Consider the following 13,483-nt stretch of genomic DNA (forward strand, 5'->3'; position numbering starts at 1 on the left):
AATACCTGTAAGATTTAGAAATTAAGTTTTAAGTTCAAACCAAAGCTACGGGTTGTCGGCAACGCAAACATATCGATACCCTGCCAGCCATTACCCGTTCCAGCAGCTACATCCGGATCCATCGGAGCATCCTTATAGAAGAAGAACAAGTTACGTCCAATGATAGAAGCGGTCAAGTTTTTACCTGCGCCAAACAAGTTGCGGAAGGTATAACCAAATGATAACTCACGCAAACGAACATTAGTTGCGTCATATACGTACTGGGAAGTCAAGATATTAGAGTTGTAGCTTGTACCACCGGTAGTTGAATAATACAATTGCGGATCAAATTGTACTCCATCGACCTCTACAAAACCTGCGTCACGAGCCAAACCAGAACGTTCGGAAACACCCCAACCATCCATGGTAGCCTCAGTCATCGACAAGACCTTACCGCCAACCTTCGCATCGATTAAGAATGACAACGTGAAATCTTTATAGTGGAAGGTATTTGTCCAACCCATGTTCACTTTCGCATTCATATCGCCCGCATAAACAAGATCTTTATTATCGGATCCAGCTAATACAGGGGCACCGGTATCAGAGACAATAGGCTTTCCGTTATCATCACGTTGTAAGTCGCGAACATAAAGGTCTCCGAAATGCCCACCTTCTTTCAAGAGCACTTTGGCACCTGTACAATAACTTGTCAGGTTCCACTCGGAAAGCTCGTCGGCCAACTCTATAATCTTGTTATTATTGTAAGAGAAGTTAAAGTTCGTGCTCCAGCTGAAATTATCCGTAAATTGATTATACCAACCTAGACTAACCTCGAAACCTTGGTTCTGTACGTTACCAGCATTAATATAACGGCTCTTCAAACCAGTTTCCCATGGAGCGGAGATGTCAAAATATTGATTCTTGGTATTTGTCTTATAATAGGTCAAATTTACGTTGAAACGATTCTGGAAGAATGTACCATCAAAGCCGACTTCCAACGAATTTGTCTTTTCTGGTTTCAACGTACGGAAAGATGATTTTTCCGGCGGATTCAACGCTCCTTGATCTCCTAATGTATAACGCTCGTTGGTCACACCGATAGGCACATCGTTACCTACAATAGAATAAGAAGCACGTAACTTGAATAAATCCACGTTCTTGCCGAAATCAATAAATCTATCCAACAAAACACTTGCTCCAACAGACGGATAGAAGAATGAAACACCATCTGTAAACGCCAATGTTGAGGACCAGTCGTTACGGGCACTAACATCTATAAACAGACCTTCCTTATAACCAAATTGGGCAGTAGCAAACACTGAATTCAAACGTTTCTCGGCCAAAGTCTTTGTAGTCTGTAATTTATAATAGTTAGCCGGAGAGAAGATATTAGGATAGTAAGCACCACTTGTAATCACGCCCGCATCGTTAACAGAGAACTGAGAATCACCCCAACCGATCAATTCTAAAGAAGAACTTTTTGTCTTTTGGTAGCTTCCACCCGCGGTTACAGACAAAGAATAAGTATCCTCCCAAGTCTTATTATATTGGGCCAACAAATCACCATAAGTCTGCTCGCTATTCACGCGTGTGTCTTTCATCGTACCCAGCAAGTTACGGCCTGCTGTACTAGACGCATATTCATTCAAGTTCCATGTCTCATCACCACGTTCATAACGCAGGCGACCTGTAACAGAAAGACCTTCCATTATGTCATACTTGACACTACCGCCAAACTCATAGCGATTACGATAAGAAACCGGTTTTTGGCGATTCAACATCCAGTATGGATTGGAGAACTGCTCTTGAGCGGTATTTGTCCAATTGTGTACATTTATATTTCTTGTACCATCGTATACCTCATAGTTACTCTTATAATAATCCCAGTCCTCTCCTCTTGGAAACAAGTAAGCGCCCAAAGTAGGATTACCTACATAACCGGCAGTCGGCTGGTTCTCAATATGCTGATTATTATAACGAGCAGACACGTCTACATGAAGTTTTGTCCATAGGTTAAAGCCAACCTTCGCTAGCAAGTTATGGCTCATATATGTATTCTCCGGAACGATACCATTAGAAGATACATTCGCATAAGAAAAATAAGATGAGATATTATCATTACCACCAGCCAACGAGATAGAGTTGTTGGTCGTATAGCCAAGATTATAATAATCCTTCGCATAGTTTGGAGAAGAAGAAGCAAGCTTATCGCCCCAGCTAAACGTTCCTTGGTTACTTACGCCATAAGAATTCTGGAACTTCGGTAACACCATCGGAGTCTCAACCGTCGTATTGCTAGATACATTTATAGCGACTTTTCCAGACTGCGACGACTTAGTCGTAACCATAATGGCACCGTTGGCAGCGACCGCACCATACAAAGCAGCGGCGGAAGCACCTTTCAACAAGGTAATCTGAGCGATATCGTCCGGGTTGATAGTAGACATGGCATCACCACCGTCACGACCACCACCATAAGATCCATCAATCTGTGAATCCGAGACATTCATCATCATAGGAACACCATCCACAACGATCAACGGCTGATTATTACCACTAATAGATTTATTACCACGGAACAAGATCTTGGAAGAACCACCCGCACCCGTAGAGTTCGGGGTAATCTGCAAACCAGCGCTCTTTCCTTGTAAAGAGTTGATCATATTCACATTCTTAATCTCGTTCAAGTCCTTACCGCCTACCGTTTGTGCGGAATAGGTCAAAGTCTTTGATTCACGTTTGATACCCATCGCCGTTACGACAACCTCATCCAAAGCCTCTGCGTCTGAAACCATCGTAACATCGATTTTCGTACGGCCATTTACAGGCTCCTCAATCGTTTTCATACTTAAATAAGAGAATACCAAAATAGAGTTTGCGTCAGCCTCCAAGGTATATTTTCCATCAAAGTCAGTAATGGTACCGGTTGTCGTACCTTTTACTAACACGTTCACTCCTGTTAGTGGCTCATTTAGATCCTTGTCAATGACGACACCACTAATCGTTAGTTTCTGTGCATATCCTGTAACACACAGAAAAAACGCCAATAATAAGATAAATGACTTTCTCATGAAAAATCGTTTTTGATTTAAGTGATTCTACATTTGTGCTTTTTTAATTTTCATACTCTTTTTAGAGAGATCGGGCTCTCTTTTCTTTCTTTTTTAGTGCATAGGCATTTACTCTTTTTTGTTTAAAGTTATTATTATGTTCATACAGAAATCTCTTTCTATTTAAAATCAAACGGTTCTATTTTAAATAATAATAACAACGTAGTATCATTAGAACTAAGTCGTTTTTCATGTTTTGACAGACAAATATATATATAATAACTATACATACAAGTTAAAACGTAACAAAAATCAGTATGTTCCTCACTTTTTCAGGTGTTTGCGATAACACATAGTCAAATTTTCATCATCCCTCAATAAATTAAATATGTTAATTTGATTTAGTTCTAATGAAACTAACAACAAATTTCAATTAACATAATTTTCCTTCATTATCTTCTTCCTCCTATAACATCCTATAACATCCAATCGCTATCTGACTATCATCTTGGAATAAAATTACAGCTTTATTTACAAGCTTCGAAAACAACTCAGTCAGGAAATTAACCATTAACTCTAATTTCTTCCACAAATATTCAATGATTTGCACAGATTATCTCTACATTTGCGATATATATATATTAATGTATTGACTATGAACTGGACCCAGCTATTATCCGGCAAGCGTTTCGGGATGGAAGAGTATCACGAGCGGAAACATGAGAGAACTGATTTCCAACGTGACTATGACCGTTTGATTTTCTCATCCCCTTTTCGAAGACTACAAAACAAGACACAGGTGTTCCCCCTTCCGGGAAGTATCTTTGTACATAACCGACTTACACATAGTCTGGAAGTATCATGCGTAGGACGTTCATTGGGTAATAACGTAGCGAAAGGACTTATGCAAAAATATCCGGACGGCAGTATCAACTTCCCAGAGATAGGTTCCATCGTATCAGCCGCTTGCCTTGCCCATGATATGGGAAACCCTCCATTCGGGCATTCCGGAGAGAGAGCGATCTCCGCTTACTTCTCCGAAGGGAATGGGCGAAAACTAGAAGAGAAAGTACGGAAGGAACGGGGACGCTGGGAAGACTTCGTCCATTTTGAAGGTAACGCAAACGCCATGCGGTTGCTGACCCATCAGTTCATTGGACGCAGAAAAGGGGGATTTGCCTTAACATATAGCACATTAGCCTCTATCATCAAATATCCTTACGCATCCATCTATTCAGGAAAGAAAGGGAAATTCGGCTTTTTCCAATCGGAGGAGGGAAGTTATCTGCAAATCGCCCAAGAGCTGGGGATCGGGCATAACCCGGAAGCCCCGGACAAATTTCTTCGTTACCCGTTAGTTTACTTAGTAGAGGCGGCAGACGATATCTGCTATCAAATTATGGATATAGAAGATGCTTGCAAACTACATATCCTGACCACCGAAGAGGCCATACAACTATTATTGGGATTTTTCGAAGGAGAGCGGCTGGAGCATATCCGCAAGGTCATGCATATGGTAGACGATACCAATGAGCAAATCGCCTATCTGCGTTCTTGTATTATCGGGCTATTAGTGGATGAATGTTCCCGTGTCTTTTTAGAGAACGAGGAAAGCATCCTCAATGGTACCTACAGCACTCCGTTAATCAGTAACATATGCGATCAAGCCAAACAGGCTTACGCTAATTGCTCGGCTACAGCATACAAGAAAATATATAAGGCAAAAGAAGTGCTCGACATTGAATTAGCCGGTTATCATATTTTCAGCCATCTGATCGACAGCTTGACCGAGGCCGTGATGAACCAAGAGCATGCTTACAGCAAACTGCTCTTACAACGGATACCGGAGCAATATGACACGAAAGCTCCTACTACATATGGCAAGATACAATGCGTACTCGATTATATCTCCGGCATGACCGATGTATATGCGCTCGATCTATACCGTAAAATCACCGGTATGAGCCTGCCGGCCGTTTGATGTTGTAATAATGTGTTAGAATTCTTCCCGGTACTTGCTTTCCATGCGATCATCCAAGATGCTTAGATAGCTTTTATAGCGGGACTCGCTGATTAGCCCATCGTTAACGGCTTGAATAACGGCGCAGCCCGGTTCATGACGGTGCGTGCAGTTATTGAAACGGCATTCTTCCGAGTATTTAAACAACTCCCGGAAATAATGGGAGATCTCAGCGTCCGCCATCTCGATCGTTCCAAATCCTTTGATACCTGGAGTATCGATCAAATAGCCTCCCCCGGGAAGAGAAATCATCTCAGAAAAGGTGGTCGTATGCATTCCTTTGTTATGATATTCGGAGATATCACCGGTACGGAGATTCACCCCCGGCACCAGTTTATTGATAATCGTGGATTTTCCGACACCCGAATGGCCGGACAAAAGCGTAATCTTATCTTTTAGATCCGCTTTCAAGGCATCCAAACCTTCCTCGGTCCGGGCACATAGCGTCGAACAGGGATAACCTATCGAGGTATACAACTCGATTAAATTCTCCAACGCTCTTTGATCCTCATTATTATAACGATCAATCTTATTGAAAACTAATTTAACGGGGACACGATAAGCCTCGGCTGTCGCCAAGAAGCGATCGATAAATATCGTTGTTGTTATAGGATAATTCACCGTAACGATCAGCATCGCCTGATCCAAGTTCGCGGCAATAATATGCGATTGCTTCGATAAGTTAGAGGCACGACGGATGATGTAATTCTTACGCTCCTCGATCTCTGTAATAAAAGCGGTTCCTTCTTTATTAATATCGATTACGACACGGTCTCCTACCGCGACCGGATTGGTACTCTTTATGTCTTTCATACGAAAGTTACCCTTGATCTTACTCTCTATATCTCGCCCGTCTTCCGTACGGACCGTATACCAACTACCTGTGTTTTTTATTACCAGTCCCCTCATGAGAATTGAAAATTGAGAATTGAAAATTGAGAATTGGAATAAGGACTCAATGGGGTTCCTTAATTCTCAATTCTCAAGTTTCAACTTTCAATTATTTAAACGGTCATTACTTCTTTTTCTTTAGCGGCGTAAAGCTCATCGATCTTTTTGATAAACTTATCATGGATTTTCTGAACCTCTGCCTCGGCGTCTTTCTCTACGTCCTCGGGAACCCCATCAGACTTGATGCTTTTCTTCAAAGCCTCAATAGCGTCACGACGAGCGTTACGAACGCTGATCTTCGCATTCTCCGCCTCCTGCTTACATTGTTTCACCAATTGACGGCGACGCTCCTCAGTCAACGGAGGAATACCTAAGCGGATCACCTCACCGTTATTCTCCGGCGTGATACCTAACTCAGAATCCAGAATACCTTTCTCAATATCGCGGATGATCTTCTTCTCCCACGGAGTGATCATGATAGTCCGTGCGTCTGGAACCGTCACCGTAGCCACGTTAGTAAGAGGAACAGGCGCCCCATAATACATTACCTTCACACAATCGAGGATTTTCGGATTAGCCTTACCAGCCCGAATGTGAGACAATTGCTCGTCCAGATACTCAATGGCGAACGTCATCTTCTCTTCCCCTGCTTTGATCAATTGTTTCGTATCTATCATAAATATACGTTTTTTGTTTGCGAATCTTTTAATTAACAAAAGTAATAAAGATTTCCAACTTCGCAAACATATAATTAAAATACTCCCTAACAAAAGATTTATAGTACCGTATAAAAGCTTATCACCTTCACTGTTTACTTAACTTAGACGTAAAGAATAGTAAGTAGGCTACACCCACGCACAACACCAGCACCGCCCCTACTTGAGAAGCCAACATATCGGATGCCACGCCCATAAAGATCGGGAAGATCGTGCCGCCAAACAGTCCCATAATCATCAAGCCGGACACCTCATTTTGCTTATTCGGCATAGAAAGCAGGGCTTGGGCGAAAATAATGGAGAAGACGTTCGAGTTTCCAAAGCCGATCAAGGCGATACAAGCATAGATGATCTCTTTCGAATGGAAGAACAGCAGACCGATCATCGCCAATAACATCAAGAAAACACTAAAGGCAAAGAATCCTTTCGGAGAGACTTTTCGCAAGATAAAAGCCCCGGAGAAGCATCCCGCCGTACGGAAGATGAAATACAGGCTCGTGGCGAAGCCTGCGTCGGCCAACGTCATGCCTAGACGTTCCATCAAGATCTTCGGGGCGGTCGTATTCGTCCCTACATCGATCCCCACATGGCACATGATACCGATAAAGCAAAGCAGGATAAAAGGCTTGCCCAGCAAAGCCAGACATTCGCCAAAGGTGGAGGGCCGCCCCTCCTCTTTGATCTCATGGATAGTGGTAGCTCCCAATAGCAGGATAGCGATCACGGCGATCACCATATAGACCGGAAACAAGACACGCCAACCGAGTCCCATCGACGGTATCGCTTGGGTAGCGCCCCACATAGCAATATAAGGCGCCAAGAAGGAGGCGATCGCCTTCACGAACTGACCGAATGTCAAAGAACTAGCTAGTTTATCCCCGCTTACGATATTCGATAATAACGGGTTCAAGGAAGTCTGCATCAAAGCGTTGCCGATACCCAACAGGGAGAAGGATATCAACATGACCATATACGCGTCGTCGAAGATCGGGATCACCAGTGAAAGAAACGTTACGATCAAGCTCAATAACACGGTCTTTTTCCGCCCGATACGGTTCATCAACATCCCCGTCGGGACGGAGAAGATCAAGAACCAGAAAAACACGAGCGACGGGAAGATATTCGCCTCCGAATCACTCAAGCCTAAATCCGCTTTCAGGTAATTAGAGGCGATTCCCACTAAGTCCACGAATCCCATGGCGAAGAACGCCAACATCACGGGAATCAATTTCAAGGATGAAGTCTTCTCGCTCATGGCTTATAAATCTTTAGGGTAAGCAGGCCATGCGCCACTCTGCGTACAAACATAAGCGGCTACTGTTACCGCTTTCTCATGTGCCTCACGTAAAGGTTTTCCGGTTAAGATCGATGAAATAAACGCCCCGGAGAAAGAATCGCCGGCGCCTACCGTATCTACCACCTGTACCTTCGGGGTAGGAATCGTAGAGACCTCCTCCTCGGAAAAGATCGTACTATACTCCGCCCCGGCCGTAAGTACCAAATAGCGCAAACCATATTTCTTCATGAACCAGCGACACATATCCTCTATCGTGCCTTCCAGACCAAACATCGGGCGAAGCATTTCCAATTCCTCATCATTGATCTTGAATACGTTCGCCAATTCGAGCAACGATTCGATCAGCTCCTTCGAATAGAAATGCTGACGGATATTGATATCGAAAAAGCGCAAGGCATGACTAGGCATATAAGAAAGCAAGGTACGAAGCGTCTCACGAGATTCCGCGGCACGTTGCGCCAATGTTCCGAAGCATACGGCGTCCGCACGTTTCATCAGGTCGATAGACGCTTGGGTAAGAGGGATATGATCCCATGCCACACCTTCGATGATCGTATAGGAAGGGATGCCGTTCTTTAGCTCTACCATCACGCTTCCGGTCGGATATTCCACCGTACTGATATAATTACTATCGATACCGTTCTTATCCAATTCCTGAATAATCTCGGTTCCGAACACGTCGTTGCCCACGGCACTGATCGCGTAACCTTCCGCTCCTAATTGGGTAGCGTGATACACAAAATTAATCGGCGCTCCACCGGCTTTCTTCACTTCCGGGAAAACATCCCACAATAATTCACCAATGCCTACTACTACAGGTTTACTCTTTTCCATGATATATTTTGTTTTTAATTATTTGAAGGGATAAATGGTTAATGACGTAACCGTAAACGCTCCTCCCTTCGCATTGAAACTAATGCGATTATACGGCTCTTCCGGGAAGACTAGGTTGGTCATGACAAACTCTCCATTCCCGTCGAAGGCCTCTATGCTACAATTGTCTACCAACAAGCGTAAGGTATATTCCTTAGCGGCGGAGATCGGGGCCGAGGTAGCCGTGGCGAATGTCTTGCTAAAATCCGTAGCCCCGCTGTTACGGCGATCCATCGTGAACGTATTATCCAGAAGATTATAATACATCTCCACTTCCTCGCCTTTCGAGTTAAACAACTGGAAGCTCATGATATCGGCTCCGTTATTCTTAAACTTGATCTCGATCTCATAGGTTCCCGTATGATCGGAAAGTATCGGATTGACCTCATGGGAACGGTCTACCTTGAAGGAACCTTTCTTCTGGGCTTTACCTCTCAATTTCAACATTTCGGGAGACGGGGTACTGCTCAAATACGTCTGTCCGTTTTTCGTATAAAGAGCCAAGTCGCGAGGAACCGAGTTCGCGCTCCGGTATTGCGAGGTCGGCACGTTATTCGCGTACTCCCAATTGCTCATCCAAGCCAAGGCGATCTTCCGGTCCTCCGGAGCGTTACTCCAAGTTACCGTAGCGTAATGATCCTTGCCGTAATCCATCCATTTGGTCAAGGCCGGAGATTCATTCACGAACTGTTTCCCATCGAACGTACCTACGAAATATTGGGTAGCGGAGCCGCCAAACGGACCGCCGGGATTGATATTACAGATCAAGACCCACTTCTTCAATTCCGTACCCTTCACCGGAAGCTCGATCAAGTCCGGGCATTCCCAAACGCCCGCATGCGCTCCTTGTCCTTCCCCGAAACTGCTCTCATACGTCCAGTCCTTCAAATTGGGAGAAGAATAGAGTTGCATCTCCTGCCCTACGGCGAGCACCATGATCCATTTATTGGATTCCTTATGCCAGAAGACTTTCGGGTCACGGAAATCACGTTGCGTAGAAGTAAGAATCGGATTCCGGTCATATTTCTTGAACGTCCGGCCGTTGTCCAAGCTATAGGCCATACTCTGCACTTGCCGGTCGCTGGCCGAGGTATAGAAAGCCACGATAGCGCCAGCGCCAAAACCGGCGGTATTATCCTTATCCACCACACAGCTACCGCTGAAGATCGTACCCAAGGCATCCGGAGCGATCGCCACCGGTTGATGCTCCCAATGAATCAAGTCCTTGCTGATCGCATGCCCCCAGTGCATATTCCCCCACATCGAGCCATACGGATTGTATTGATAGAACAAATGATACTCACCATCCTTGTACACCATGCCGTTCGGATCATTCATCCATCCCCAAGCCGGCGAGAAATGATAAGCCGGACGGAATTTCTCCCGGTTAGACGAATCAAACTGATCGGATAGCTTCATCTCTTTCCAGCAAAGAGCCGATTCCGGGGCAAGCTGGAAGTTGAAGGAGATATGCTTATCCGCATACCCCGAGAGATCTACCGAAACGAAATAATCCACCTTATTCACCGCCAAACGAACATTAAAAGTCCGTACCACGTCATTATCGACAATCATATATAACTTGGATTCCGGCGAGGACTCCTCGACCGGAAGCAACAAATACTTGGCTTGCGCATCCACACGGACAATGCTTTGTCCTTCGCCCAGATGCTTTATATCTATAGTACGTTCTGTCGCATATCCGGCCAACGGATCGACAGTACTTAATAAAACGACACCGACAGCCATACATAAACTCTTAAGAAGTCTCTTTGTTTGTTGTTTCATAAACGAACGGATTAAAGGATAATACAGTTTGATTCTCCGCCAAAATTAATAGGATTCTTCCAGATAGAAAAACACTTATCCCCTAAAGATGAGGAGATATGACATTTGTGATAAAGATCGTACAAATGTTATTGATACTCGGTAGGCGTAACCCCGTAGACCGCCTTGAAACATTTAGAGAAGTAAGCGGGCGAGGAGAAACCGGTTCGGTAAGCGACCTCACTCACCGTATACGCGTTCTGCCTCAACAACTGGGTCGCCTTATTCAAGCGATAGGTACGCAAGAACTCGACGGGTGCGGTTCCGGTAAGCTCCTTGATCTTCCGGTGAAGGTGCCCCCGGGATAATCCCAAGGTCTCGCTTAGTTTCTCCACATTATATTCGGGGTCTGCGTAAACCGCCTCGATCTGTTCCGCGAACTTACGCAAGAAGGCATCATCGACACTCTCCACCTTTTCCGGCTCGGACAGAAGGAGCTTATTATCCCGCAGCTTCTCCAACAAACGTTCCCGTAACTTCCGGCGTTCTTGCAATAGGTGGATAATCTTGATCTTCACGTAATCCGTATGGAAAGGCTTCTGTATATAATCGTCCGCCCCGCCGGTTATTCCGAAAATCCGTTGACGCTCATCGGTCAAGGCGGTCAATAAGATCACCGGGATATGGCTAAAGGGAAGTTGCGACTTGATCGTCCGGCAAAGTTCGAAACCATTCATCTCCGGCATCATCACATCGCTTACTACCAATGATATCTCCTCCTCTTCCAATACCCGCAAGGCATCTTTCCCGTTCGCAGCCGTCCGGATCTTGAAATGAAGGCTAAGCTCGCGTTCCAAAAAGCCGCGGACCTCATCGTCATCCTCGGTGATCAGTATCGTATAAGGATAGGTCTTGGAAAGCATCTCCTTGGTTTCCGAATCGTCCAACCGGGAGGCTTCGTAGGCTTGATGGGATACGGACGTTTCCATCAGGTCGCTATCCTCGAAATGCGCCTTTCCTTTCCGTAGGCAAACCGTAAAGGTAGTTCTTTGCCCCGGCTCGCTCTCCACACGGATCTCCCCTCCGTGCATATGTATATACTCCTTTACCAAATGCAATCCGATCCCGGTTCCCATCGACCGATCCTCCGTATAGAAACGATCAAACAGATGCGGAAGGTTACCGGGTTGGATACCACTTCCCGTATCAATAACCCGTATAAAGACCCGGTCTCCCTCTTCCGTCAGCTCTATCCGCACGCTACCTCCCTCCGGCGTAAACTTAAAAGCGTTCGAGAGAAGATTGACTAATACCTTCTCCAATAAGTCCGGATCGATCCATAGTGTACATTGCTTCATCGAAGAAGTGATTGTATAAGAGATCGCACGTACCGAGGCCATACTGTCAAAATAAGATTTGATCTCGCCAACGAAAGGAACCAAATCGATTTCCCGTACCGCTAGTTTCTCTTGCTTGCCTTCCACCTTCCGGAAATCCAATATCTGATTGATCACACGCAACAAACGGTTGGCGTTCTTCTGGATCAGTCCTAGATCCGAGGCGTAAGGAGATTCCCGCAACGAGACAATCAAGCGATCCAAAGGGGCGAGAATCAAGGTCAAGGGCGTACGTACCTCGTGGGAGACATTCGTAAAGAATTGGAGTTTCTGCGCCGTCACCTCTTTCATCTCCGCGTTCAAGGAGATTAGCTTACGATTCGCTTGCCTCATCTTCCGGTTTATGTAAAAGGCGTAAATGGAAAGGGCGATAAAACCGATCATCAATAAGGAGATCACCCCTAAAGAGTTTCGCAGGAAATAAAACCGGTCGGACAAACCGTCGATACGGGAACGCTGCGCCTCGATACGTTGCTTATATTTCTGGAGTTGGTCCGCTTGCAACAATAAGGTGCGGGCAGACTGATAATCTACCGGGGCCGTACGAAGAGGGATAAACTTATCCACCGGCTCCCCCTGAATGATACGCATAGCCGTGCGAATCACTTGCTCCCCTCCTGTCGGATAGAGGAAAGAGGCGTTGATCCGTCCATCTTCCACGGCTTCCAGACCGGCACCCGCCACAGCATCCACGCCGATAATCCGCAAATCCCGTCCTCGGATGGAATCCCATGCCATAAAGTATTCCCGGGCGGCTATGGCCATCATGTCGTTATGGGCGTAAACGAAATCTATCTGCTCGGGATGCTCTAACTTCCGAAGCTCCATCCGGGCGGTATCGACCAGCCATTGTCCTTCTATCTTACGGAAAGAAAGATCCTCCCTTTCTCGCAAGGCATCGACAAAACCTTTATGTCGCTCTTGCGCCGGGGAGGTTTGCGTGAGTCCCCATATCTCTAAGATAATAGCGTTCGGGGGAAGATAATGGGCGGCGTAATTGCCTGCCGCTAGTCCGATCTCATAATTGTTCGCCCCGACAAAAGAGGTGTATTGATCGGTATTTACCTTGCGATCTGTAATGATCGTCGGGATTCCGGCACGGTACGCTTCCTCGGCAACTGCCGTGATCAGCTCGGATTGATAGGGGGAGATGATCAAGACATCCACCTTTTGGCGGATCAAGTCTCGTATTTGTTGTATTTGTGTCTCGTTATTGTTTTGCGCGTCCTTTATAATAATTTCCACATCATCATAGTTAGAGGCTTCGATACGCATATCGTTAATCATAGCTTCCCGCCAAGCATCGTCCAACATACATTGGGAGAGGCCAATAACGTGCCTCTTCTGTTTCCCCGAGCTCGTACAACCACACAATACGATCAAGGTTAACCATACTAGTAAAAAGGGATGCTTCATATACAAGAATAAAGGTCTAACGTATTTGCCACAGGGCTGGCACAACCTTGCCATGCCTGTGGCACGACAGTGCCATA

General features: G+C 45.4%; 8 protein-coding genes. 1 reads left to right on the plus strand and 7 read right to left on the minus strand.

Annotated features, from left to right (window positions below; genetic code table 11):
- Window positions 1-14 precede the first annotated feature (14 nt).
- Window positions 15-3,050, minus strand: coding sequence for a SusC/RagA family TonB-linked outer membrane protein (locus D7V92_RS00580; protein ID WP_005867376.1), 3,036 nt, complete (start codon window positions 3,048-3,050; stop codon window positions 15-17).
- A 634-nt stretch (window positions 3,051-3,684) separates the two neighbouring features.
- On the opposite strand from D7V92_RS00580, the gene dgt reads away from it, so the two are divergent.
- Window positions 3,685-5,010, plus strand: a complete 1,326-nt coding sequence (gene dgt, locus D7V92_RS00585; protein WP_121772073.1) for a dGTP triphosphohydrolase — start codon at window positions 3,685-3,687, stop codon at window positions 5,008-5,010.
- Between the two features lie 15 nt (window positions 5,011-5,025).
- On the opposite strand, the gene rsgA is transcribed toward dgt, so the two are convergent.
- The 6 genes from rsgA to D7V92_RS00615 all read right to left on the minus strand — a co-directional run bounded on the left by rsgA (window position 5,026) and on the right by D7V92_RS00615 (window position 13,406).
- Window positions 5,026-5,958: a ribosome small subunit-dependent GTPase A gene (rsgA, locus tag D7V92_RS00590; RefSeq protein ID WP_121772074.1), complete on the minus strand. Its 933-nt coding sequence runs from the start codon at window positions 5,956-5,958 to the stop codon at window positions 5,026-5,028.
- Between the two features lie 95 nt (window positions 5,959-6,053).
- Window positions 6,054-6,617, minus strand: a complete 564-nt coding sequence (frr, locus tag D7V92_RS00595; protein ID WP_005859749.1) for a ribosome recycling factor — start codon at window positions 6,615-6,617, stop codon at window positions 6,054-6,056.
- A 127-nt stretch (window positions 6,618-6,744) separates the two neighbouring features.
- A complete protein-coding gene (locus D7V92_RS00600; protein ID WP_121772075.1) occupies window positions 6,745-7,911 on the minus strand; it encodes an MFS transporter in 1,167 nt (388 codons plus the stop codon).
- Between the two features lie 3 nt (window positions 7,912-7,914).
- On the minus strand, window positions 7,915-8,787 hold the full coding sequence (locus D7V92_RS00605) for a carbohydrate kinase (protein WP_044545429.1): 873 nt from the start codon (window positions 8,785-8,787) through the stop codon (window positions 7,915-7,917).
- Window positions 8,788-8,805: 18 nt separating this feature from the next.
- Window positions 8,806-10,614 carry a DUF4980 domain-containing protein gene (locus D7V92_RS00610; protein ID WP_121772076.1) on the minus strand — a complete coding sequence of 603 codons (1,809 nt, stop codon included), beginning with the start codon at window positions 10,612-10,614 and terminating at the stop codon, window positions 8,806-8,808.
- Window positions 10,615-10,742: 128 nt separating this feature from the next.
- Window positions 10,743-13,406 carry a substrate-binding domain-containing protein gene (locus tag D7V92_RS00615; protein WP_121772077.1) on the minus strand — a complete coding sequence of 888 codons (2,664 nt, stop codon included), beginning with the start codon at window positions 13,404-13,406 and terminating at the stop codon, window positions 10,743-10,745.
- Window positions 13,407-13,483 lie beyond the last annotated feature (77 nt).

The organism is Parabacteroides sp. CH2-D42-20 (assembly GCF_003670185.1).
In the GTDB taxonomy this organism is placed as follows: Bacteria; Bacteroidota; Bacteroidia; order Bacteroidales; family Tannerellaceae; genus Parabacteroides; species Parabacteroides distasonis.

Bases quoted from the DNA above. Each gene is read 5' to 3' on its own strand.
- D7V92_RS00580 (WP_005867376.1), bottom strand. From the start codon at position 3,050: ATGAGAAAGTCATTTATCTTATTATTGGCGTTTTTTCTGTGTGTTACA.
- dgt (WP_121772073.1), top strand. From the start codon at position 3,685: ATGAACTGGACCCAGCTATTATCCGGCAAGCGTTTCGGGATGGAAGAG.
- rsgA (WP_121772074.1), bottom strand. From the start codon at position 5,958: ATGAGGGGACTGGTAATAAAAAACACAGGTAGTTGGTATACGGTCCGT.
- frr (WP_005859749.1), bottom strand. From the start codon at position 6,617: ATGATAGATACGAAACAATTGATCAAAGCAGGGGAAGAGAAGATGACG.
- D7V92_RS00600 (WP_121772075.1), bottom strand. From the start codon at position 7,911: ATGAGCGAGAAGACTTCATCCTTGAAATTGATTCCCGTGATGTTGGCG.
- D7V92_RS00605 (WP_044545429.1), bottom strand. From the start codon at position 8,787: ATGGAAAAGAGTAAACCTGTAGTAGTAGGCATTGGTGAATTATTGTGG.
- D7V92_RS00610 (WP_121772076.1), bottom strand. From the start codon at position 10,614: ATGAAACAACAAACAAAGAGACTTCTTAAGAGTTTATGTATGGCTGTC.
- D7V92_RS00615 (WP_121772077.1), bottom strand. From the start codon at position 13,406: ATGAAGCATCCCTTTTTACTAGTATGGTTAACCTTGATCGTATTGTGT.